Below are 20689 nucleotides of genomic sequence, written 5' to 3' on the forward strand. Positions count from 1 at the left end.
ACAGCACAAATTGTGCGTGAGAGATCGATGACCCAAGAAGCAACAACCGGCGTCTATGGCAACCCCCCGGCGGAGCTGGCGGACGTGCCGCGCGACGCGGTGCAGTTTTCGCCGCTGCTGCCCGGGAGCCCGGCGCTGGAGCGCCAGGCGGAAGGCTCGCTTGCCGCCATGGTGATGCTGGTACCGCCCGGCACGATCGAGCGCCGGCACGACATCGCCCAGGCGCTGCGCGTGCTGCAGCCGGGTGGCCAATTGACGGTGATGGCGCCGAAGGACAAGGGCGGTTCGCGGCTCGCCAAGGAACTGAAGGCGTTTGGCTGCGAATTCGAGGAAACGGCGCTTCGGCATCACCGCATCTGTGTCTCGACCCGGCCCACGGACCTGTCCGCGCTCCAGGCGGCGATCGACGATGGCGCGCCGCGACAGGTCGAGGAAACCGGCCTCTGGTCGCAGCCTGGCGTGTTCTCCTGGAACCGCGTCGATCCGGGCAGCGCGCTGCTCTTGAAGCACCTGCCGCAGCTTTCCGGACGCGGCGCGGATCTCGGCTGCGGCGTCGGCTATCTGGCGCGCGCCGTGCTTGCCATGCCGACCGTCGAGGCGCTGCACATGGTCGATATCGACCGGCGCGCCGTCGAGGCGGCGGCGAAGAACATCACCGATCCGCGCGCCAGCATCCATTGGGCGGATGTGCGCAAGGCCGGCACGATTCCCGAGGGGCTCGATTTCATCGTCATGAACCCGCCCTTCCATGATGGCGGCGCTGAAGATCGCTCGCTCGGCCAGTCCTTCGTCCGCCGCGCCGCCGAAAGCCTGCGCAAGGGCGGCCGTCTTTGGCTGACCGCCAACCGGCATTTGCCCTATGAGGATCACCTGAAGGACCTGTTCGCCCGCGCCGTGCTGATCGTCGAAGCCGATGGCTTCAAGGTCTACGAGGCGCGCAAATGAGCAAGCCCGGCGGCAAGCAGGCCTTCCCCTCCGCGCGGCTGGATCGACTGCTGGCCAATCTCGGCTATGGCTCGCGCCGCGAGGTCCAGGGCCTGATCCAGGGCGGCCGGGTCATCCTCGACGGCGAGGCCGAAACCGATCCGGCGCAGCATATCTATGTGAAGCCGGACCTGGTGACCCGCATGACGGTGGCCGGCGAGCCGCTGGACCCGGCGCCCGGCATGGCGCTGATGATCCACAAGCCGCTCGGCGTGACCTGTTCGCACAAGGAAATCGGGCCGCTGGTCTATTCGCTGCTGCCGGAACGCTGGCGCCGCCGGGATCCCGTCATCTCCACGGTCGGCCGTCTCGACAAGGAGACGTCGGGCCTGCTGCTGATGACCGATGACGGCGCGCTGCTCCATCGCATCATCTCGCCGCGCCATCATGTGCCGAAGCGCTACCAGGTGACGCTCGACCGGCCTCTGAATGGCGACGAGGCCGAGATCTTCGCCGCCGGCGGATTGCTGCTCGAGGGCGACGACAAGCCATTGCTGCCGGCCGAGATGGAATCCTCGGGCCCGAAGCAGGCGACGCTGACCCTGCACGAAGGGCGCTATCACCAGGTTCGCCGCATGTTCGCGGCGGTCGGCAACCATGTCGTGGCGCTGCATCGCGACCGGATCGGCCTGCTCGACCTACCTGCCGATCTGGAGGCCGGTTCGTACCGCCTGCTGACGCCTGCCGACATCGACGCGGTGTTTGGAGCCTCAGGGTGACGCTTCCAGGATCGAAATTCTACGACGTCGTCGTGCTCGGCGCCGGCGCTGCCGGCATGATGTGCGCCATCGAAGCAGGCAAGCGCGGCCGCTCGGTTGCCATCATCGACCATTCGCCCTCGGCCGGCGACAAGATCCGCATTTCCGGGGGCGGCCGCTGCAACTTCACCAATATCCACGCCTCGGCCAAGAACTTCGTCTCGCAGAACCCGCGCTTCTGTATCTCGGCGCTGTCACGCTATACACAGCGCGATTTCATCGCCCTCGTCGAGCGTCATGGCATCGCCTATCACGAGAAGACGCTTGGCCAACTGTTCTGCGACGGCTCCGCCAAGCAGATCATCGAAATGCTGGTGTCCGAGATGCTGCGGGCCGGCGTCGAGCTGCGGCTGGGCACCACCATCAAGCGGGTGGAGCATCGGGTCGATGGCGGCTACCGGGTTGCGCTATCGACGGGCGACGTCGTCTGCAAATCGCTGGTGATCGCGACCGGCGGCAAGTCGATCCCGAAGATGGGTGCGACCGGCTTCGGCTATGAGATCGCCAGCCAGTTCGGCCTGAAGCAGGTCGAGACGCGCCCGGGCCTGGTGCCGCTGACCTTCGATCCCGCCACGCTGGCGCGGCTGGAGCCGCTGGCCGGCATCGCCGTCGACGCGGTCGCCCAGCACGGCAAGACGCGGTTCGCCGAGGCGATGCTGTTCACGCATCGCGGCCTATCCGGCCCGGCGATCCTGCAGATCTCGTCCTACTGGCGCGAGGGCGACGAGATCACGCTCTCCATGCTGCCGGAGACGGACGTGTTCGCGACGCTGAAGGCGGCCAAGGCCGAGCGCGGCAAGCAGGCGCTGCATACGGTGCTGGCAACGCTGCTGCCGAAGCGGCTGGCGCAGTTGATCGCGGAGGAGGAGAAGGGCCCGGGCAATCTCGCCGACCTCTCGGACAAGGCATTGCGCCGCGTCGAGGCGGCAATCAATGCCTGGCGCGTCAGGCCGGCGGGTTCCGAGGGCTATCGCACGGCCGAGGTGACGCTGGGCGGTGTCGATACCAACGAGCTGGATCCCAAGACGATGGAAGCCAGGGAGGTCCCCGGCCTCTATTTCATCGGCGAGGTCGTCGACGTCACCGGCTGGCTCGGCGGCTACAATTTCCAGTGGGCCTGGTCATCCGGCTGGGTGGCGGGGCAGGCGGCGTAGGGAGAGGTTCGATGGCGGTACGGCGCATCGTGGCGAATATCGCGGCCCGGGATCCGGCAAGCGCTCAGGCCTTCTACGGCGACATCCTCGGCATGGAGATCGTCATGGACCATGGCTGGATCGTCAGTTTCGCAACGGATATTGCCACCACCCCGCAGGTCAGCGTCGCGCGCGAAGGCGGATCCGGCACCGCCGTGCCGGATCTCTCCATCGAGGTTGACGATCTAGACGAGGTGCTGGCTCGCGTTCGCGGCGCCAGCCTCCCGATCGAATATGGCCCCGCCACGGAACCGTGGGGCGTGCGGCGCTTCTATGTGCGCGACCCGTTCGGCCGGCTGGTGAACATTCTCAGCCACGCCTGAGCGCCGGACGCACGGGCATCATTCGGCGAGAACGCCGGACTTCTTCGCCGCGAAGATCGCCAGCGCGTCCATCAGCGGTGGCGACAGGCAGTCATAGGGTTCGAGGCCAAGCTCGCGGATGCGAGAACGGATCGCGCCCATGCGGTCCGGCTTCACCCCGCCTTCGATCACCGAGGAGATGAAGGCGCCGAACTGCGGCGCCTGCCAGCCTTCCTCGCGCGACAGTTCGGTGTGCACGAAGGTCAGCCCCTTGAAGGCGTGGTCCTTCTCGACGGGGCCATGCATGTGCACGCCGCAAACCTGGCAGGCATGGCGCAGGATGGTGGCGGCCGGGTTGACCACCGCGAGCTTGTCGCCATTGGCGGCGACCTTCACATGATCGGTCGGGACGACGCCGACGATCGAGACGATCGCGCCTTCCGGCTTCCAGCACTGTGTGCAGCCGCAGGCATGGTTATGCGCGATCTGCCCCTGGATCTCGACGCGTACCGGTTTGTCGAGGCAGTGGCAGATCAGCGTTCCGCCGGCGAAATCATCCGCGCCCTTGCGGATGCCGTAGTCGATCGTGGGATGGAGAAGGACCGTGGCAGGCATTTCAGGCTCCCTCGTTCGTTCTTGCCGGAGGATCCGGATTGATCGAAGGTAGCGCTGACGTAACGTCAAGGAAACCGCTGCGCGTAGAATTCCGCGCGAAGGGGTGGCGCCGAACGAAAACGGCCATGCCGCCAGAACGACATGGCCGTTGAAAGGTGGTGTAGCCCGACCGGCTAGTTGAGGCCGCTGGCCTCGTCGAGGCCGAGAACCAGGTTCAGGTTCTGCACGGCGGCGCCAGACGCGCCCTTGCCGAGATTGTCGAGCAAAGCAACGAGACGGGCCTGCCCGGCCCCTTCGGTGCCGAAGGTGAAGAGTTTCATCCGGTTGGTGCTGTTCAGCCCCTCGGGATCCAGGCCGGTCATCGCGCCTGACTCCGCCAGGTTCGCCACGGTGACGAAGCGCTCGCCGGCATAGTGCGCCGAGAGGGCCTCGTTCAGCGCGGACAGCGACGGCTTGCCCGGGATCAGGTCCAGATGCAGTGGGATCTCGACGATCATGCCCTGCGCATAACGGCCGACGGCCGGCGCGAAGATCGGGCGGAGGGCGAGCTGGCCGTGCTTCTGGATCTCCGGCACATGCTTGTGCTGCAGCGGCAGCGCATAGATGCGGAAATTCTCATGCGTGTAGTTCGCGGTGTTCGGATCCTCGAACTCGGCGATCATCGACTTGCCGCCGCCGGAATAGCCGGAGACGGCGTTGATCGTCACCGGCCAGGCGGCAGGCAGCAGCCCCGCCGAGACCAGCGGACGCAGCAGCGCGATCGCGCCGGTCGCATAGCAGCCGGGATTGGAGATCCGCGTCGAGGCGGCGATCTTGGCCCGCTGCGACTTGTCGAGCTCGGCGAAGCCATAGGTCCAGTCTGCCGCCGTCCGATAGGCGGTCGAGGCGTCGATCACCTTGACATCCGGGTTGTCGATCAGCCCCACGGCTTCCTTGGCGGCCGCGTCCGGCAGGCAGAGGATGACCGCGTCGGCGCTGTTCAAAAGCTCGGCCCGGGCCGCAGTCTCCTTGCGACGCTCGGGCGCGATCGACAGCAGCTGGATGTCGTCGCGGCCTTCCAGGCGCTGGCGGATCTGAAGACCCGTCGTGCCGGCTTCGCCGTCGATGAAGACCGTGGATACCATGGGCTCGCCTCCGTTCGGGCATCAGTAGATGGGGGCGCTCGCGCCACCCGCAAGGATCTCGCACGGTCGTGAAACCGCAATAAGACAAACGCGCATAGAAAAAGGGCGCTGCGGTTGCCCGAAGCGCCCCTTCGAAAACGTCGCGTGGACGCCGATTAGCGCTTCGAGAACTGGAAGCTGCGGCGGGCCTTGGCGTGGCCGTACTTCTTGCGCTCGACGACACGGCTGTCGCGGGTCAGGAAGCCACCCTTCTTGAGGACGCCACGCAGCTCGGGCTCGTAATAGGTCAGAGCCTTCGAGATGCCGTGACGAAGCGCGCCAGCCTGGCCGGAGAGACCACCGCCAGCAACCGTGGCGTTGATGTCGTACTGGTCGGTGCGCGAAGCGACGCCGATCGGCTGCTGAACGAGCATCTGCAGAACCGGGCGAGCGAAGTAGCCGCGGTATTCCTTGCCGTTCACGACGATCTTGCCGGTGCCCGGCTTGATCCAGACGCGAGCGATGGCGTTCTTGCGCTTGCCGGTCGCGTAGGCGCGGCCCTGGGCGTCAAGCTTCTGCACATGGACAGGTGCCGCGTTCTCGGTCGAGATGACGGCGAGGTCCTGGAGGGACTGGAGATCAGCCATGTTCAGGCAATCCTCTTGTTCTTGGCATTCAGGGCGCCGACGTCGAGCGTCTCGGGCTGCTGTGCTTCGTGCGGATGCTCGGAACCGCCATAGACGCGCAGGTTCTTCAGCTGGCGACGGCCAAGCGGACCCTCGGGGATCATGCGCTCGATGGCCTTCTCCAGAACACGCTCGGGGAACTTACCCTCGATGATCTGGCGCGGGCTGCGCTCCTTGATGCCGCCGATATAGCCGGTGTGCCAGTAGTACCGCTTGTCGGTGTACTTGGCGCCGGTGAAGACGCACTTCTCGGCGTTGATGATGATGACGTTGTCGCCATCATCAACGTGCGGCGTGAAGCTGGCCTTGTGCTTGCCGCGAAGGCGGTTCGCCACGATGCTGGCGAGGCGGCCAACGACCAGCCCTTCAGCGTCGATCAGAATCCACTTCTTCACGACGTCCGCCGGCTTGGTGGAAATGGTGCTCATTGGTTGAACTCGTTTTCTCGTGCCCCGTTCGGGCAGGATTAGCGGCAACAGGACACACGGTCCCATCGATCGTGCCGGTGTGTAGCCTGCGCCACAGATTCCGTCAAGCGCGTAGAAAACGATGGCGTGCGGATTACCATAGCGAAATCAATAGCTTATAGATACGGTATTGTTATACCACCAGCGGGACGAGATTTCGGACATCCCCAGGCATGCTCGCAGGCCGAAGAATCTCCTTTTTGGCGGCAAAAGTGGGCCGCGAACCTCCGGCTGGTGGATTGAGCCGGGATGGGGGCGGCGGCAGGCACGAAGCATGGTATGGGAGTCGCATCGGGCCGGCATGCCGGTCCTGCGTGGCTAATTTGGGGGATTGGACGATGTGGACCGTATGGAAGCACCCGCTGGTGAAGTGGGGAATCCTGGTTGTGCTGCTTTTCGCGACGGGCGCGTTCATCCTGGCGACGACCTGACGGCGAGGGGACGGCTGGCGGTAGACCCACGCCGCCGTCGATCTGTCACGAGCCTGCCCTATCAACGCAGGGACGGATTGTCGCTCTCTAGCCGGCGGCATGCGATGGAGCGGGCCGGTTTCCGGCCGATCGCACGCCCCGGCACAGGCGGCGTGACCACGACGGCATCTGTACCGCGCCGGGCGATCGGCTATGCTGTCGGCCCAATCGTGACGGGGAAGACAATATGACGGAAGCAGGCCTCGCACCAAGGCTCAGCATTGTGACGCTCGGTGTCGCCAGCGTGCCGAAGGCGCGTGCATTCTATGAGTCGCTCGGCTGGCAGGCCTCGGCCGCAAGCCAAGAGGCGATCACCTTTTTCCAGCTCTCCGGCGTCGTGCTGGCCCTGTTTCAGCGCAACGCGCTGGCGGACGACGCGAATGTCGCGCCGGCGGGCGACGGATTTCGCAGCATCACCCTGGCGCACAATGTCATGAGCGAGGCCGAGGTCGACGCCGCGCTGGCGCATGCCGAGAATTGCGGCGCGCGGCTGGTCAAGCCGGCCACCAAAGTGTTCTGGGGCGGCTATTCCGGCTATTTCGCAGATCCGGATGGCCATCTCTGGGAGGTGGCCTACAATCCCTTCTTCCCGTTTGACGAGGCCGGTCGCCTCGCACTGCCAGGTCCACAATCATGAAGAACCTTCTTTGCAGCACGGCCGCTTGCGCGATGCTGGCTTTCTTCGGATCGACAGCCTTCGCGGCAGAGGATCCGGCGATCCAGCCGAAGCCCTACGAAGCGCTCACCGTCACCTATGACACGACCGGAACCGACGACGCCGAACTCAAGGCTCTGGTCGAGACGTTGAAGGTGGCGATCTCCACCGGCGACGTGGCGACGCTGAAGGCGAGCGCCGCGCCGGAGGTGAAGATCTATTCGCCGATGATCGGTTTCCCCGACGCGACGCCGGCCGAGGCTTTGCCCGATCCAGAGAAGCGCCCCGGCGATGAGCGGCTGGACAGCGCGGCGACGATGTCCTCCACCGGCGACGTCGATTACAGCCGCGAGGATCTGGACGGCCTGGTCGTCGACCTGTTCGGCAACGCGCTGGATTCGGGGACGATCGGACACTCCAAGACGGCCAGGGGCGCGATCTGCTCGCCGGCCGAGCCGATCTTCGACCGCGACAAGGCGCTGGCCATCGCCGAGGCGGCCGGCGTTCCCGCCGGCAATCTCTGGATCCTGTCCGAAGACACGGAATTCCACGAGAAGCCGACCGAAACATCGTCCGTGCTGGTGAAGCTGCCGGCCGGCACTATCGTGCCCTTCATCGAAGGCTCGGTCGACGGCGAGGACGGCACGGCCGACTGGTATTCGGTGGCGCTGCCCTCGGGCAAGATCGGCTATTCCACCAATGACATCTCGCTCGGCTTCCAGGCGACAAGCGTCTGCTATGGCAAGGTCGAGGGCAAATGGATGGTCACCGCCGTCGTCGTTCCGGGTCTGTGAGCGCATGAATCACGATCAATACGATGACGACTATATCCGCGGCATCCTGACCGCCACGCGCACCATCGCCCTGATCGGCGCGAGCCCCAATCCGGCCCGCGCCAGCAACGGCGTGCTGGGCTATCTGACGCGCGCGGGCTACGAGACCTATCCGATCAATCCGGGTATCGCCGGGCGGGAACTGTTCGGCCGCATGGTCTATCCGCGACTGGCCGACGTGCCGGTCCCGATCGACATGGTCGACGTCTTCCGCAATTCGGACGCGATCGCCGGCGTGGTCGACGAGATCCTGGCGCTGTCGGTTCTGCCCAAGGTGATGTGGCTGCAGCTCGGCATCCGCAACGATGCCGAGGCGGCGCGGCTGGAGGCGAGGGGCGTCCAGGTCGTCATGGACCGTTGCCCGGCGATCGAACGGCCCCGCCTGATCGGCTGATATTTTGCGGCGCAGGCCGCCGCGGAGGATGAATATTCGCCGGGAGCTGCCTCCCGGCGAAACGTATGGCTGCGATTTGCCGGGCTGCCGCGCTATGCGTGTAGGTCTGACGATTGATCCGGCCGTGCCCATCAAGAACGAAAATGGAGGAGACAAGAATGTCCGAAGACAGGCTTCCCGGTTTTGCAACGCTGGCCGTCCATGCTGGCGCCCAGCCCGACCCGACCACGGGCGCGCGCATCACGCCGATCTACCAGACGACCGCATTCGTCTTTGACAATGTGGACCATGCCGCGTCGCTGTTCGGCCTGCAGGCCTTCGGCAACATCTATACGCGCATCACCAACCCGACGACCGCCGTGCTCGAAGAGCGCGTTGCGGCGCTGGAAGGCGGCACCGCCGCGCTCGCCGTCGCCTCGGGCCACGCCGCGCAGCTTCTGGTCTTCCACACGCTGCTGCAGCCCGGCGACGAATTCATCGCCTCGACCAAGCTCTATGGCGGCTCGATCAACCAGTTCAACCACTCGTTCAAGAGCTTCGGCTGGAACGTCGTCTGGGCTGATCCCGACGATATCGCCTCGTTCGAGCGGGCGATCACGCCGAAGACCAAGGCGATCTTCATTGAGTCGATCGCCAATCCGGGCGGCATCGTCGTCGACATCGCGGCGATTGCCGCGGTCGCCAAGCGCGCCGGTGTGCCGCTGATCGTCGACAACACGCTCGCGACGCCTTACCTCTGCAAGCCGTTCGAGCATGGCGCCGATATCGTCGTGCATTCGCTGACCAAGTTCCTCGGCGGTCACGGCAACTCCATGGGCGGCGTCATTGTCGACGGCGGCCGCTTCAACTGGACTCGCGAGGCGCGCTATCCCAAGCTGTCGCAGCCGCTAGCCGAATATAACGGCGTCGTGCTGGCCGAGACCTTCGGCAACTTCGCCTTCGCCATCGCCTGCCGCGTGCTCGGCCTGCGCGATCTCGGCCCCGCGATCTCGCCGCAGAACTCGTTCCTGATCCTGACCGGCATCGAGACCCTGCCGCTGCGCATGCAGAAGCATTCCGACAATGCCCGTGCCGTCGCCGAATATCTGATCGACCATCCGGCCGTCGCCTGGGTCAGCTATGCCGGCCTGCCGGGCGACCGCTACCACAACCTCGCGCGCCGCTATGTTCCCAAGGGCGCGGGCGCGGTGCTGACCTTCGGCCTCAAGGGCGGCTATGACGCCGGCGTCAAGGTCGTCTCGACGGTCAAGCTGTTCTCGCATCTCGCCAATATCGGCGACACGCGCTCGCTGATCATTCACCCGGCCTCGACGACCCACCGCCAGCTGGACGACGTGCAGAAGACCAAGGCCGGCGCCGGCCCGGATGTCGTCCGCCTGTCGGTCGGCATCGAGGACAAGGAGGACATCATCGCCGATCTCGAGCAGGCGCTCGCCGGTACCTGATCGGTTCTTTGCGTGGGGTAGACCCTCACCCCAACCCTCTCCCGCGCGCGGGAGAGGGAGTTCTGCCGAGTCGGTTTGCTCTTGCGGGTGGCAGTCTGGGTAGGCTGTCAGGCTTGGATCATGCCGTATGCGTAGGGAAGTGCACCGGCCGAAAACCCTCGCCCGCTTGCGGGAGAGGGTAGGGTGAGGGCCTTTCCTTCGTCAGGAAGGGCCTAGGCTACGCCATCACTTTGACATAGCTGCCCGGCGCGTTCTCGATCGCCTTGACCTTGCGGCCGCCGGGCGTGCGCGCCTTGACGCGGCGGTCGTCCTGCTGCTCGATCCAGGCCTGCCAGTGCGGCCACCAGGAGCCCGGATGCTCCTTGGCGCGGCCGAGCCAGTCGTCGAGCCCGTCGCCCTTCGGTGCGGGACCGGTCCAGTACTGGTACTTGCCGCGCGACGGCGGGTTGATGACGCCGGCGATATGGCCGGATCCCGCCAGCACGAAGGTCACCGGACCGCCGAAGAAGGACGAGCCGTAGAACACCGAGCGCGGCGGCGCGATGTGGTCGTCGCGGGTGGCGAGATTGTAGATCGGGATGGTCACGTCGCCGAGCGACAGCGCCTTGCCGTCGACCGAAAGCTCGCTCTTGGCCAGCTTGTTGTCGAGATAGCAGTTGCGCAGATAGAAGGAATGGTTCGCCGCCGGCATCCGCGTCGCGTCGGAATTCCAGTAGAGCAGGTCGAACGGAATCGGTTCCTTGCCGCGGAAATAGTTGTTCACGACATAAGACCAGATCAGGTCGTTCGAGCGCAGCATGTTGAAGGAGGAGGTCATGTTCTTCCCCTCCAGATAGCCGCGCACGCTCATCTTCTTCTCGACCGCCTCGATCTGCTCCTCGTCGATGAAGACCTTGAGATCGCCGGCATGGGTGAAGTCGACCTGGGTGGCGAACAAGGTCGCCGAGGCGATGCGCGTGTCGCCGACGCCGGCCATGTAGGCGAGCGTGTAGGAGAGCAGGGTGCCGCCGACGCAGTAGCCGATGGCGTTGATCTCTTTCTCGCCCGTGATCTTCTGGATCGTATCGACCGATTCGAGGATACCTTCGCGCATGTAGTGCTCGAAGCTCTTCTCCGCCTGGCGTTCGTCCGGATTGATCCACGAGACGACGAACACGGTATGGCCCTGCTCCACCGCCCATTTGACGAAGGATTTTTCCGGGTTCAGGTCGAGGATGTAGAACTTGTTGATCCAGGGCGGCACGATCAGCAGAGGCCGCTTCAGGACCTCGGATGTCGCCGCCTTGTACTGGATCAGCTGGCAGACCTCGTTCTGCAGGACGACCTTGCCCGGGGAAAGGGCGAGGTTCTTGCCGATGGCGAAGTGGGACTTGTCCGATTGGCGGATGATCAGTTCGCCATTGCCGGCCGCGATGTCCTCGGCCAGCATGTCCATGCCGCGCACGAGGTTGTCGGCGCTCGAATCGAGCGTATCGCGCAGGATTTCCGGATTGGTGAACAGGAAATTCGACGGCGAAATCGCATTGGCGATCTGCCGGATATAGAAGCCCGCTTTCAGCCGGACATGCGGGTCCAGGTCGGTGGCGCCGTCGACCATCTGCTCGGCCCAGCGCGTGGTGATCAGATAGAACTGCTTCACGAAATCGAAGAACTGGTTCTCCGACCATTGCGGGTCCTTGAAGCGGCGATCACGTGGATCGGGCTCGGCCACCGGCGGCATCGGCACGCCGGACATGCGCTGCATCATGCTGGTCCACAGCATGAAATACTGGCCGTAAAGCTTTGATTGCGCTTGGATGCTGCGGCCAGGCTCCGCCGTCCAGTACTCGATTACCTTGGCCAGCGTGCGGACAATCTCGGCAATCTCGTCGGTGAGATCGGCGGAGAGCTTGCCGTCTTCGCGCGGCTTCAGGAAGGCATTGGCGGCCCGGGTCATGCCCTCGATCATCTTGGCGATGTTCTGGGCGAATTTCTCGGGGTCCTTGATGATCAGGCTGATCGGCGCACTGCCGGGGCTGGTGCCGTCGCTTCCGATTTTGTCTTTGGCCATCGTATCCCCGAATGCCATTCTTCGATCGGGAAGGCGGCGCTGCTTTCCCCGACGCGCGGAGTGTAATAGCTTCGCGCTCACAGGGATATGATGCGCATGCTATCGACCCGCTTACCACAATGAGTTCAAGATGAATCCGTCCGGAATCAAGCGGTCCCGTTCCGCGTCGCTCGTCCTCATGCTGGCGCTTGCCGTCTCTCTGGCGGCGTGCTCGCAGCAGCTTTCCAAGACGCTGGACAATTCGCCCGATCCCGAGCTGGACCGTCCGGGCGTGTTTCCCAACATCAATGTCGCGGGCGGCGAGCCGCCCGGCAAGCTGATGACGCCGGCCGAGCTGAAGACCGCCACCGAAGGTCTGAAAGCCAAGGGCGCCCGCAACGACCCGCGCACAGCCGAGGCCGCGCGGCAGCATAGTGCCACCACCAATGCGGCCTTGGAGAAGACCGCCGCCACGCATGCCAAGAAGGCGCTCTCCGAAATTCAGGAGCGCTGCGGCGAGCCCGGCGCAGACGCCACGAAATGCCCGCAATAAGGGTGCTTCCATAGACTGCGGTTCGGTGTAGAACCGCCCCGCGCCAGGTGAGGCGCATAACGACTATCCAGGAAAGATGGATTCGGAGTCATGAGCGAGTTCCACAGCGTGCGGCGTTTGCCGCAATACGTCTTTGAGCAGGTCAACCGGCTTAAGGCGAGCGCTCGAGCCGCGGGCGCCGATATCATCGATCTCGGCATGGGCAACCCTGACCTTCCGACCCCGGCTCATATCGTCCAGAAGCTCGCCGAAACGGCCGCTCGTCCGGACGTGCACGGCTATTCGGCGTCGCGCGGCATCAACGGCCTGCGCAAGGCCCAGGCTGCCTATTACGAGCGCCGTTTCGGCGTGAAGCTCGATCCGAACACGCAGATCGTCGCCACGATCGGCTCCAAGGAAGGCTTCGCCAACATGGCGCAGGCCATCACGGCGCCGGGCGACGTGATTCTCGTGCCCAATCCGAGCTATCCGATCCATGCCTTCGGCTTCCTGATGGCCGGCGGCGTCATCCGTTCCGTGCCGGTCGAACCGGGACCCGAATTCTTCCACGCGATGGAACGTGCGGTCATGCACTCCATCCCGAAGCCACTCGCGGTCGTGCTCTGCTATCCGTCCAATCCGACGGCGCATGTGGCCGATCTCGATTTCTATCGCGATGTCGTCGCCTTCGCCCGCAAGCACGAGCTGTTCGTGCTGTCGGATCTCGCCTATTCCGAGATCTATTTCGACGATGTGCCGCCGCCCTCGATCCTGCAGGTTCCGGGCGCTATCGACGTCGCCGTCGAGTTCACCTCGATGTCGAAGACCTATTCCATGGCCGGCTGGCGCATGGGCTTCGCGGTCGGCAATGAGCGCCTGATCGCCGCGCTGTCGCGGGTGAAATCCTATCTCGATTACGGCGCCTACACGCCGATCCAGGTGGCGGCCACCACCGCGCTGAACGGCCCGCAGGATTGCATCGAGGAGATGCGCCAGATCTACAAGCATCGCCGCGACGTGCTGGTCGACAGCTTCGGCCGCGCCGGCTGGCAGATCCCGGCGCCGCGCGCCTCGATGTTTGCCTGGGTCCCGATTCCCGATGCCTTCAAGTCGCTGGGCAGCCTCGAATTCTCGAAGCTCCTGATCGAGAAGGCCGACGTGGCCGTCGCGCCGGGCGTCGGCTTCGGCGAGCATGGCGACGATTACGTCCGCATCGCCCTGGTGGAGAACGAGCAGCGCATTCGCCAGGCCGCGCGCAATGTCCGTCGCTTCCTTGAAACGGCGGACAAAACGTTGCACAACGTCGTCCCTATCAGCAGCGCCCGGCGATAAGCCGGGCCCCTCTGGGGCGTTTTTATGAATCAAGTACTTCGGCTGGGCGTCGCCGGTCTCGGCACCGTCGGCGCGTCCCTGCTGCGTTTGACGCAGCGCCATGCCAATGAACTGGCGCTTCGTTGCGGCCGGCCGGTCGTCGTGACTGCCGTGACGGCCCGCGATCGTTTCCGCGATCGCGGCCTCGACCTCTCCACCGTGACCTGGTTCGACGATCCGATGTCGCTGGCGCAATCGCCCGACATCGACGTCTTCGTCGAATTGATGGGCGGCGCGGACGGCGCGGCGGCCGATTCGGTGCGCGCGGCGCTCGACGCCAAGAAGCATGTCGTCACCGCCAACAAGGCGCTGCTCGCCAAGCACGGCACCGAACTGGCGCGTCGCGCCGAGAGCAACGGCGTCTCGCTGAATTTCGAGGCGGCTGCCGCCGGCGGCATTCCGATCATCAAGACGCTGCGGGAATCGCTCGCTGGCAACCGGGTCGGGCGCGTCTATGGCATCCTCAACGGCACCTGCAATTACATCCTGACGCGGATGGAGCGGGAAGGCATCGCTTTCGACGCCTGTCTCGCCGAGGCCCAGCGCCTTGGCTATGCCGAGGCGGATCCGACCTTCGACGTCGACGGCTTCGACACCGCCCACAAGCTGGCGCTCCTGACCGCAATCGCCTTCGGCACCGAGATCAACTCGGATGCCATTTATGTCGAGGGCATCCGTTCGATCACGACCGCCGATATCGAGGCGGCGGACGAACTCGGTTACCGCATCAAGCTTCTGGGCGTGGCGACGCGCACCGAGAGCGGCATCGAGCAGCGGGTCCATCCGACCATGGTGCCGAAATCCTCTCCGATCGCACGCGTCGATGGAGTCACCAATGCGGTGGCGGTCGAGGCGGATTTCGTCGGAAGGCTGGTTCTCTCCGGCCCGGGCGCCGGCGGCGACGCCACGGCCTCGGCCGTGATGAGCGACATTGCCGATCTGGCGCGCGGCGACGTGGTGGGCACCTTCGGCCGACCCGCCCACACGCTGCAGCCCTACCAGCAGGCCGTGATGCGGGCGCATGCCGGCGGCTACTACATCCGCTTGGCTGTCTATGATCGGCCCGGAGCTTTCGCCGCCATCGCCAAGCGTATGGCCGAATACAACATTTCGCTCGAATCGATTGTCCAGCGGCGGCGCGCGCCGAAGGCCGATGCGCCGGAGCATCTGCAGCCGCTCGAGCCGCAACCGGTTATGCTCATCACCTATGAGACCACCGAGTCGCAGGTCAAGGAAGCGCTCGATCGGATTACGGCGGATGGTCATATTGCGGAGCAGCCGCAGATGATACGCATTGAACAACTGGCCTGAGAGCGGAGCAGCACTATGGCGATGACGGGGAATGCGAAGGCAGCGGGTCTGGACCGGATCCTGACGCTGGAGCTGGTGCGCGTTACCGAGCGCGCGGCCGTTGCGGCGGCGCGTTGGCGGGGACGCGGCGACGAAATGGCAGCCGACCAGGCCGCCGTCGACGCCATGCGTCGCGAGCTCAACCGTCTGCCGATCGAAGGCACCGTCGTCATCGGCGAGGGCGAGCGCGACGAAGCGCCGATGCTCTATATCGGCGAGAAGGTCGGTCGCGGCTCCGGTCCGCGCGTCGACATCGCGCTCGATCCGCTCGAAGGCACGACGATCTGCGCCAAGAACCAGCCTAATTCGCTGGCCGTGATCGCGATCGCCGAGGGTGGCAGCCTGCTCTACGCGCCCGACGTCTACATGCAGAAGATCGCGATCGGCCCCGGCTATGCGACCGGCGTGGTCGACCTCGACGCCTCCCCGATGGAAAACATCCAGGCGCTGGCAGCGGCCAAGGGCGTTCCCGTCAACGAGATCACCGCCTGCATCCTCGACCGTCCGCGTCACGCCAAGCTGATCGAGGACGTGCGCGCCACCGGCGCCGCGCTCCGCCTGATCGGTGACGGCGATGTCGCCGGCGTCATCCACACCACCAATCCCGACGAGACCGGCATCGACATCTATCTCGGCATTGGCGGCGCGCCCGAAGGCGTGCTGGCCGCGGCGGCTCTTCGCTGCATCGGCGGCCAGATGCAGGGCCGCCTGGTGACGCAGTCCGACGCACAGCGCGAGCGCGCGGCGAAGATGGGCGTCAAGGACTTCGACAAGAAGTTCACCCATGACGAGATGGCCCGCGGCGACGTCCTGTTCGCAGCGACCGGCGTCACCGACGGCAACCTGCTTTCCGGCGTGCGTTTCGCTCGCAATGGCGAGATCACCACGGATACGGTCGTCATGCGCTCGTCTTCCGGCACGGTTCGCTGGATCAAGGCGACGCATCGCGATCTCGAAAAGTTCGACAACGAGGGCTGATCCAGCTCCCATGTCCATGTCATCCAGCGACGCACGGCGCGCCTTTCTCGGCGTAGAAGGATCCGTGACGGGGCGCCGCTGGACCGAACGGGTCGATGCGACCTCGAGCCTGGTCGCAACCGCCATGGCCCAGCGCCATGAGATCCCCGAGCTCGTCGCTCGTGTGCTGGCCGGCCGGGGCATCGCCCTTGACGACGCGGCGCATTTCCTCGATCCGAGCCTCCGCCGGCTGATGCCCGACCCGTCGGTGCTAACCGACATGGACGCCGCGGCCTCGCGTATCGCCGATGCGGTTGAAGCGGGCGAGCATGTCGCGATCTTCGGCGACTACGACGTCGACGGCGCGACATCATCGGCGCTGCTGGCGCGCTTCCTGCGCCATCAAGGCGTCGAGACGCGCATCTACATTCCCGATCGCATCTTCGAGGGCTACGGCCCCAATCCCGACGCCATCCGTACCCTCGTCGAAGAGGGCGCGCAGCTGATCGTGACGGTCGACTGCGGCTCGACGAGTCATGAATCGCTCGCCGTTGCGCGCGATCTCGGCCGCCTCGCGGTGGTGCTCGACCATCACCAGATGGGCGCGGAACTGCCGCCGGCGCTCGCCGTAGTCAACCCGAACCGGCAGGACGATCTCTCCGGCCTCGGCCATCTCGCCGCCGTCGGCGTCACCTTTCTGGCGATCGTCGCCACCAACCGCGAACTGCGCAAGCGCGGCTGGTATGGTCCGACCCGGCCGGAGCCGGACCTGCTGCAATGGCTCGATCTCGTGGCGCTCGGCACGGTCTGCGACGTCGTTCCGCTGATCGGCCTCAACCGCGCCTTCGTCACCAAGGGCCTGTTGGCCGTGCGCCGCCGCGCCAATCCGGGACTGGCGGCGCTGTCGCAGGCCGCCCGCATCGACGCGCCGGTTGCGCCCTATCATCTCGGCTTCCTGCTCGGGCCCCGGATCAATGCCGGTGGCCGGATTGGCGATGCGGCGCTGGGCGCCCGATTGCTGTCGCTCGACGACCCGGCCGAGGCCGAGCGCATCGCCGTTGAACTCGATGGTCTGAACAAGCAGCGCCAAGCCATTGAAACATCGATGCTGGAAGAGGCGATTGCCGAGGCCGATGCGGAGATCGGCTCCGGCGAGGGGCCGGCCGTCATCGTTACCGCGAGCGACCGTTGGCATCCCGGCATTGTCGGGCTGATCGCCGCCCGCCTCAAGGAACGCTTCCGCCGCCCCGCCTTCGCTATCGCCCTGATGCCGAACGGGCTTGGCACCGGCTCGGGCCGGTCGGTGGCCGGCGTCGATCTCGGCGGGCTGGTTCGCGGGGCCGTCGAGCAGGGGCTACTGGTCAAGGGCGGCGGCCACGCCATGGCGGCGGGCCTCACCATCGAGCCCGCGAAATTCGCGGAATTCCGCGCTTTTCTCGAAGCCGGCGCTGCTGAAGCCTCGCGTCGGGCGCGACAGGCCGACCAGCTGCTGATAGACGGCGCGCTGACGGCCCGCGCCGCCACGCCCGATTTCATCGACATGGTGGAGAAGGCGGGGCCGTTCGGATCCGGCCATGCCGAGCCGGTCTTCGCCCTGCCGGCCCATATCGTCGGCTATGCCGATACGGTCGGCAACGGCCATGTAAAGGTCACGCTTTCCGGCGGCGACCAGAACTTGAAGGCGATCGCCTTCCGTGCCGCCGACAACGATCTCGGCCGCATGCTGCTTGGGTCCCGAGGCCGGCCGCTGCATGTCGCCGGCACGCTCTCGATCGACCATTGGCAGGGCAGGCGGCAATCGAGCTTCCGCATTCTAGACGTCGCGCAGCCGCAACCGCTGCGTTAACGGCGCCCTTCCGCGTTAACGCCCCGTTAGCCCTGCGTCACCTCACCAGGCCGTCTTCGTCGCCTTGGACAACCCTGCCGCGCGTCCCATCATGGCGGTTGCATTTTTTTCATCAGACTGCTGAACTAAATCCGTCCTGATTGAGAGTCGCTCCAATTGCACGCATGGATTGTGTGGCGTCTCGACCATCACGCCGGCCCTTGTCGGGTGCTGGGCGGGGGACCCTGGCCGGGCGTCGCCCCTGATCCGTCCGCCGGGGGACACGGGACGCGAATGTACGAGGCGTACAGTTCTGCCGGCCACGGGAGCGGAAGCTCCAAAGGGCCGACGGAACAAAGGCCCTACGACGAAGCGGGCGAAGAATCTTGCCTTAAGATTTTAGCTATGGTGAAATAATTGTAACGCCGCTAGAAGCGGCGGGGAGGACCGGCATGAGCAGCGATCCCTTGAAGGTTGGATTGAAGATCCGAGATGCGCGCAAGCAGCGCCGGTTGACCCTGCAGCGGGTCGCCGAGGCGACGGGTCTTTCGATCGGCTTCCTGAGCCAGGTCGAGCGCGATATTACCACGCCGTCTCTATCCTCGCTGGTGACGATTGCCAAGGCGCTCGACCTGCCGGTCAGCGCTTTCCTGCACCAGCCGGATATTCCGAACGCGGTTTCGCGGCGCGAGGGCAGGGTGACTTACGGCATCAATCCGGCCTGGATTTCCTATGAGCGGCTTTCGACGACGTTTCCGGGCCAGATGCTCAACGCCGTCAAGATGAACGTGCCGCCGCGCTATCTCTCCGAGACCTCGTCGCATGAGGGGGAGGAGGTCGTTTATGTGCTGAGCGGCTCCATCCGCTATGTGATCGACGAGACCATCTACGAATTGCATGCGGGGGATACCCTGCATTTTTCGGCCCATCGTCCGCACCGGGTGCACAACCCTGCCGATCATGTCGCCGAGGTTCTTTCTGTCGGGACGCAGCAGCTCTTCACGGATTCACCCCGCCATCAGGCCCAGTCCCATGCCGGGGCGGCGGATCCCCGCAAGAGCCAGGACAAGAACGCTGTTCACGACGTAGCCGAGGGTGAAACGAGGTAATGCGATGAAGATGTTGCGTGCAACGCTGCTGCTGGCGGCGCTTTCGACGACGGCCCTGACCACGGCGCCGGCCTTTGCAGAGACGGTGCTCCGCCTCGACGAGGCGCCGGTCGGCGAGCTCGATCCGGGCAAGGCGTCGGACTATGCCGACTCGATCCTGATGTTCAATGTCTATGACACGCTGGTCGTGCCGACGGCGGGCAAGCCGGGCATGCAGCCGCACCTGGCGTCGAGCTGGACCGTCGATGGCAATGTCTACACCTTCACGTTGCGCGACGACGTCAAGTTCCATTCGGGCAACAAGCTGACGGCCGATGACGTCGTCTATTCCTTCGATCGCATGATCGCGCTCGGGCAGGGCTTCTCCAACCTGTTCGTCGAGGATGTCGAGAAGGCCGAGGCGGTCGATGCCAAGACAGTCAAGTTCACGCTGAAGGGCCCCTACGCCCCCTTCCTGTCGGCGCTCGTCCGCCTGCCGATCCTCGATTCGAAGCTCGCCAAGCAGCATCAGGCCGCCGGCAAGTACGGCGCATTCGGCGATTACTCGGAAGCCTGGCTGTCCGCGAACGATGCCGGCTCCGGCGCCTATGTCGTCGAGACGCAGAACCCGCAGTCGGAAACGGCGCTCGCCAAGTTCCCGGACTACTTCCTCGGCGCGACGCCGAAGTCGCCCGACAAGGTTCGCTTCCGCTACGGCCTGGAAGCCTCGACCGTCCGTGCGCTGCTGTCGAAGGGCGAGCATGACATCGGCTCGCAGTGGCTGCCGCCGGAAGTCGCCAAGGCGCTCGCGGCTGATGACAAGATGCAGCTGCTGACCGAAACCGGCACCAACGTCTTCTACATCAAGCTGAACACGGCCAAGGCGCCGCTCGACGACGTCCATTGCCGCCGCGCGCTCACCTATGCGTTCGATTATGCGACCGCCGCCAAGATGGTCGCGGTGAGCGATACCGTCTCGCTCGGCAAGCCGGCGAACGGCCCGATCCCGCATGGCATGCTCGGTTCCTCCAGCGAGGTGCCGAACTACGCGCAGGACCTGGAGAAGGCAAAGGCCGAGCTGGCGCAGTGCAAGTACAAGCCGGAAGAGGCGCCGCTGGAGATCTCCTGGATCGCCGAGGTGCCGCTGGAAGAGCGCTTCGCCCTGCTGATGCAGGCGAACTTCTCCAAGCTCGGCTTCAAGCCGGAAGTGAAGCGCGTGCCCTGGGCGCTGTTCACGGACATGGTGACCAAGCCCGAGACGACGCCGAACATCTCGCAGATCTTCAACAGCGCCACGACGCCGGATCCGGATTCGCTGCTGTTCAACACCTATCATTCCTCGGCCAAGGGTACCTGGCAGTCGCCGGAATATCTGCAGGACGCGGAAGTCGACAAGCTGCTCGAAGCCGGCCGCGCCGAAGTCGATCCCGCCAAACGCCAGAAGATCTACGAGGATCTGAGCCAGCGCCTGCGCGACCTCGCTCCGACGATCTATGCCTATGACCAGGTCGCCGTGTTCCCGGCCCGCAAGGCCGTGACCGTGCCGGCGCTGTCGGATGACGCGCATCGCTATGCGCTGTCCGGCTATAGCTTCTCGTTCCGCGAAATGGAGATGGCGCCGTAAGGCGCCGC

20 protein-coding genes are annotated in these 20689 nt (G+C 65.2%); 15 read left to right on the plus strand and 5 right to left on the minus strand.

Translation table 11 applies throughout. The annotated features are described in order from the left end of the window. Positions 1 to 27: 27 nt before the first annotated feature. Genes ABIE08_RS03535 through ABIE08_RS03550 form a run of 4 tightly spaced genes read left to right on the plus strand, consistent with a single transcriptional unit; the run spans position 28 to position 3258 of the window. Positions 28 to 945 (plus strand): class I SAM-dependent methyltransferase, encoded by a 918-nt coding sequence (locus ABIE08_RS03535; RefSeq protein WP_354548796.1) that lies wholly within the window; start codon positions 28 to 30, stop codon positions 943 to 945. Continuing rightward, positions 942 to 1703 (plus strand): pseudouridine synthase, encoded by a 762-nt coding sequence (locus ABIE08_RS03540; RefSeq protein ID WP_354548797.1) that lies wholly within the window; start codon positions 942 to 944, stop codon positions 1701 to 1703. The genes ABIE08_RS03535 and ABIE08_RS03540 overlap by 4 nt, the downstream gene beginning before the upstream one ends. After that, positions 1700 to 2896 carry an NAD(P)/FAD-dependent oxidoreductase gene (locus ABIE08_RS03545; RefSeq protein WP_354548799.1) on the plus strand — a complete coding sequence of 399 codons (1197 nt, stop codon included), beginning with the start codon at positions 1700 to 1702 and terminating at the stop codon, positions 2894 to 2896. The genes ABIE08_RS03540 and ABIE08_RS03545 overlap by 4 nt, the downstream gene beginning before the upstream one ends. An 11-nt stretch (positions 2897 to 2907) precedes the next feature. Further along, positions 2908 to 3258 carry a VOC family protein gene (locus ABIE08_RS03550; protein ID WP_354548801.1) on the plus strand — a complete coding sequence of 117 codons (351 nt, stop codon included), beginning with the start codon at positions 2908 to 2910 and terminating at the stop codon, positions 3256 to 3258. Positions 3259 to 3276: 18 nt separating this feature from the next. Here ABIE08_RS03550 and gfa read toward each other — a convergent pair whose 3' ends face one another. The 4 genes from gfa to rplM form a co-directional block, all read right to left on the minus strand. Then, complete coding sequence (gene gfa, locus ABIE08_RS03555) at positions 3277 to 3852, minus strand: S-(hydroxymethyl)glutathione synthase (RefSeq protein WP_354548802.1); 576 nt, start codon at positions 3850 to 3852, stop codon at positions 3277 to 3279. A gap of 173 nt (positions 3853 to 4025) precedes the next feature. After that, positions 4026 to 4976, minus strand: a complete 951-nt coding sequence (argC, locus tag ABIE08_RS03560) for an N-acetyl-gamma-glutamyl-phosphate reductase (protein ID WP_354548804.1) — start codon at positions 4974 to 4976, stop codon at positions 4026 to 4028. Between the two features lie 155 nt (positions 4977 to 5131). After that, positions 5132 to 5602, minus strand: coding sequence for a 30S ribosomal protein S9 (rpsI, locus tag ABIE08_RS03565; protein ID WP_266334541.1), 471 nt, complete (start codon positions 5600 to 5602; stop codon positions 5132 to 5134). Between the two features lie 2 nt (positions 5603 to 5604). Then, positions 5605 to 6069 (minus strand): 50S ribosomal protein L13, encoded by a 465-nt coding sequence (rplM, locus tag ABIE08_RS03570; protein ID WP_266334543.1) that lies wholly within the window; start codon positions 6067 to 6069, stop codon positions 5605 to 5607. A gap of 696 nt (positions 6070 to 6765) precedes the next feature. On the opposite strand from rplM, the gene ABIE08_RS03575 reads away from it, so the two are divergent. From ABIE08_RS03575 to ABIE08_RS03590, 4 genes are all read left to right on the plus strand, one after another. After that, positions 6766 to 7215, plus strand: coding sequence for a VOC family protein (locus ABIE08_RS03575; protein ID WP_354548806.1), 450 nt, complete (start codon positions 6766 to 6768; stop codon positions 7213 to 7215). Next, positions 7212 to 8027, plus strand: a complete 816-nt coding sequence (locus ABIE08_RS03580; protein WP_354548808.1) for a hypothetical protein — start codon at positions 7212 to 7214, stop codon at positions 8025 to 8027. The genes ABIE08_RS03575 and ABIE08_RS03580 overlap by 4 nt, the downstream gene beginning before the upstream one ends. Positions 8028 to 8031: 4 nt before the next feature. Beyond that, entirely contained in the window at positions 8032 to 8460 is a 429-nt protein-coding gene (locus ABIE08_RS03585; protein WP_354548810.1) for a CoA-binding protein, read from the plus strand. 158 nt (positions 8461 to 8618) lie between these two features. After that, positions 8619 to 9905, plus strand: coding sequence for an O-acetylhomoserine aminocarboxypropyltransferase (locus ABIE08_RS03590; RefSeq protein ID WP_354548812.1), 1287 nt, complete (start codon positions 8619 to 8621; stop codon positions 9903 to 9905). A gap of 217 nt (positions 9906 to 10122) precedes the next feature. On the opposite strand, the gene ABIE08_RS03595 is transcribed toward ABIE08_RS03590, so the two are convergent. After that, positions 10123 to 11955, minus strand: coding sequence for a PHA/PHB synthase family protein (locus ABIE08_RS03595; RefSeq protein ID WP_354548814.1), 1833 nt, complete (start codon positions 11953 to 11955; stop codon positions 10123 to 10125). Positions 11956 to 12133: 178 nt separating this feature from the next. Here ABIE08_RS03595 and ABIE08_RS03600 point away from each other — a divergent pair, with 178 nt between their 5' ends. The 7 genes from ABIE08_RS03600 to ABIE08_RS03630 all read left to right on the plus strand — a co-directional run bounded on the left by ABIE08_RS03600 (position 12134) and on the right by ABIE08_RS03630 (position 20681). Then, positions 12134 to 12487 (plus strand): hypothetical protein, encoded by a 354-nt coding sequence (locus ABIE08_RS03600; protein ID WP_354548815.1) that lies wholly within the window; start codon positions 12134 to 12136, stop codon positions 12485 to 12487. Between the two features lie 90 nt (positions 12488 to 12577). Next, the gene (locus ABIE08_RS03605) at positions 12578 to 13798 is read left to right on the plus strand and encodes an LL-diaminopimelate aminotransferase (protein ID WP_354548817.1); all 1221 of its coding nucleotides are present in this window, start codon (positions 12578 to 12580) and stop codon (positions 13796 to 13798) included. Positions 13799 to 13822: 24 nt separating this feature from the next. Next, positions 13823 to 15148, plus strand: a complete 1326-nt coding sequence (locus ABIE08_RS03610) for a homoserine dehydrogenase (RefSeq protein WP_354548818.1) — start codon at positions 13823 to 13825, stop codon at positions 15146 to 15148. 15 nt (positions 15149 to 15163) lie between these two features. Next, positions 15164 to 16165 carry a class II fructose-bisphosphatase gene (glpX, locus tag ABIE08_RS03615; protein ID WP_266334561.1) on the plus strand — a complete coding sequence of 334 codons (1002 nt, stop codon included), beginning with the start codon at positions 15164 to 15166 and terminating at the stop codon, positions 16163 to 16165. A gap of 10 nt (positions 16166 to 16175) precedes the next feature. Further along, positions 16176 to 17990, plus strand: coding sequence for a single-stranded-DNA-specific exonuclease RecJ (recJ, locus tag ABIE08_RS03620; RefSeq protein WP_354548820.1), 1815 nt, complete (start codon positions 16176 to 16178; stop codon positions 17988 to 17990). Between the two features lie 431 nt (positions 17991 to 18421). Then, positions 18422 to 19078 (plus strand): helix-turn-helix domain-containing protein, encoded by a 657-nt coding sequence (locus ABIE08_RS03625; protein ID WP_354548822.1) that lies wholly within the window; start codon positions 18422 to 18424, stop codon positions 19076 to 19078. Between the two features lie 4 nt (positions 19079 to 19082). After that, on the plus strand, positions 19083 to 20681 hold the full coding sequence (locus ABIE08_RS03630) for an ABC transporter substrate-binding protein (RefSeq protein ID WP_354548824.1): 1599 nt from the start codon (positions 19083 to 19085) through the stop codon (positions 20679 to 20681). The last annotated feature ends 8 nt before the right edge of the window (positions 20682 to 20689 follow it).

This window comes from Kaistia defluvii (assembly GCF_040548815.1).
GTDB classification, from domain to species: domain Bacteria; phylum Pseudomonadota; class Alphaproteobacteria; order Rhizobiales; family Kaistiaceae; genus Kaistia; species Kaistia defluvii_A.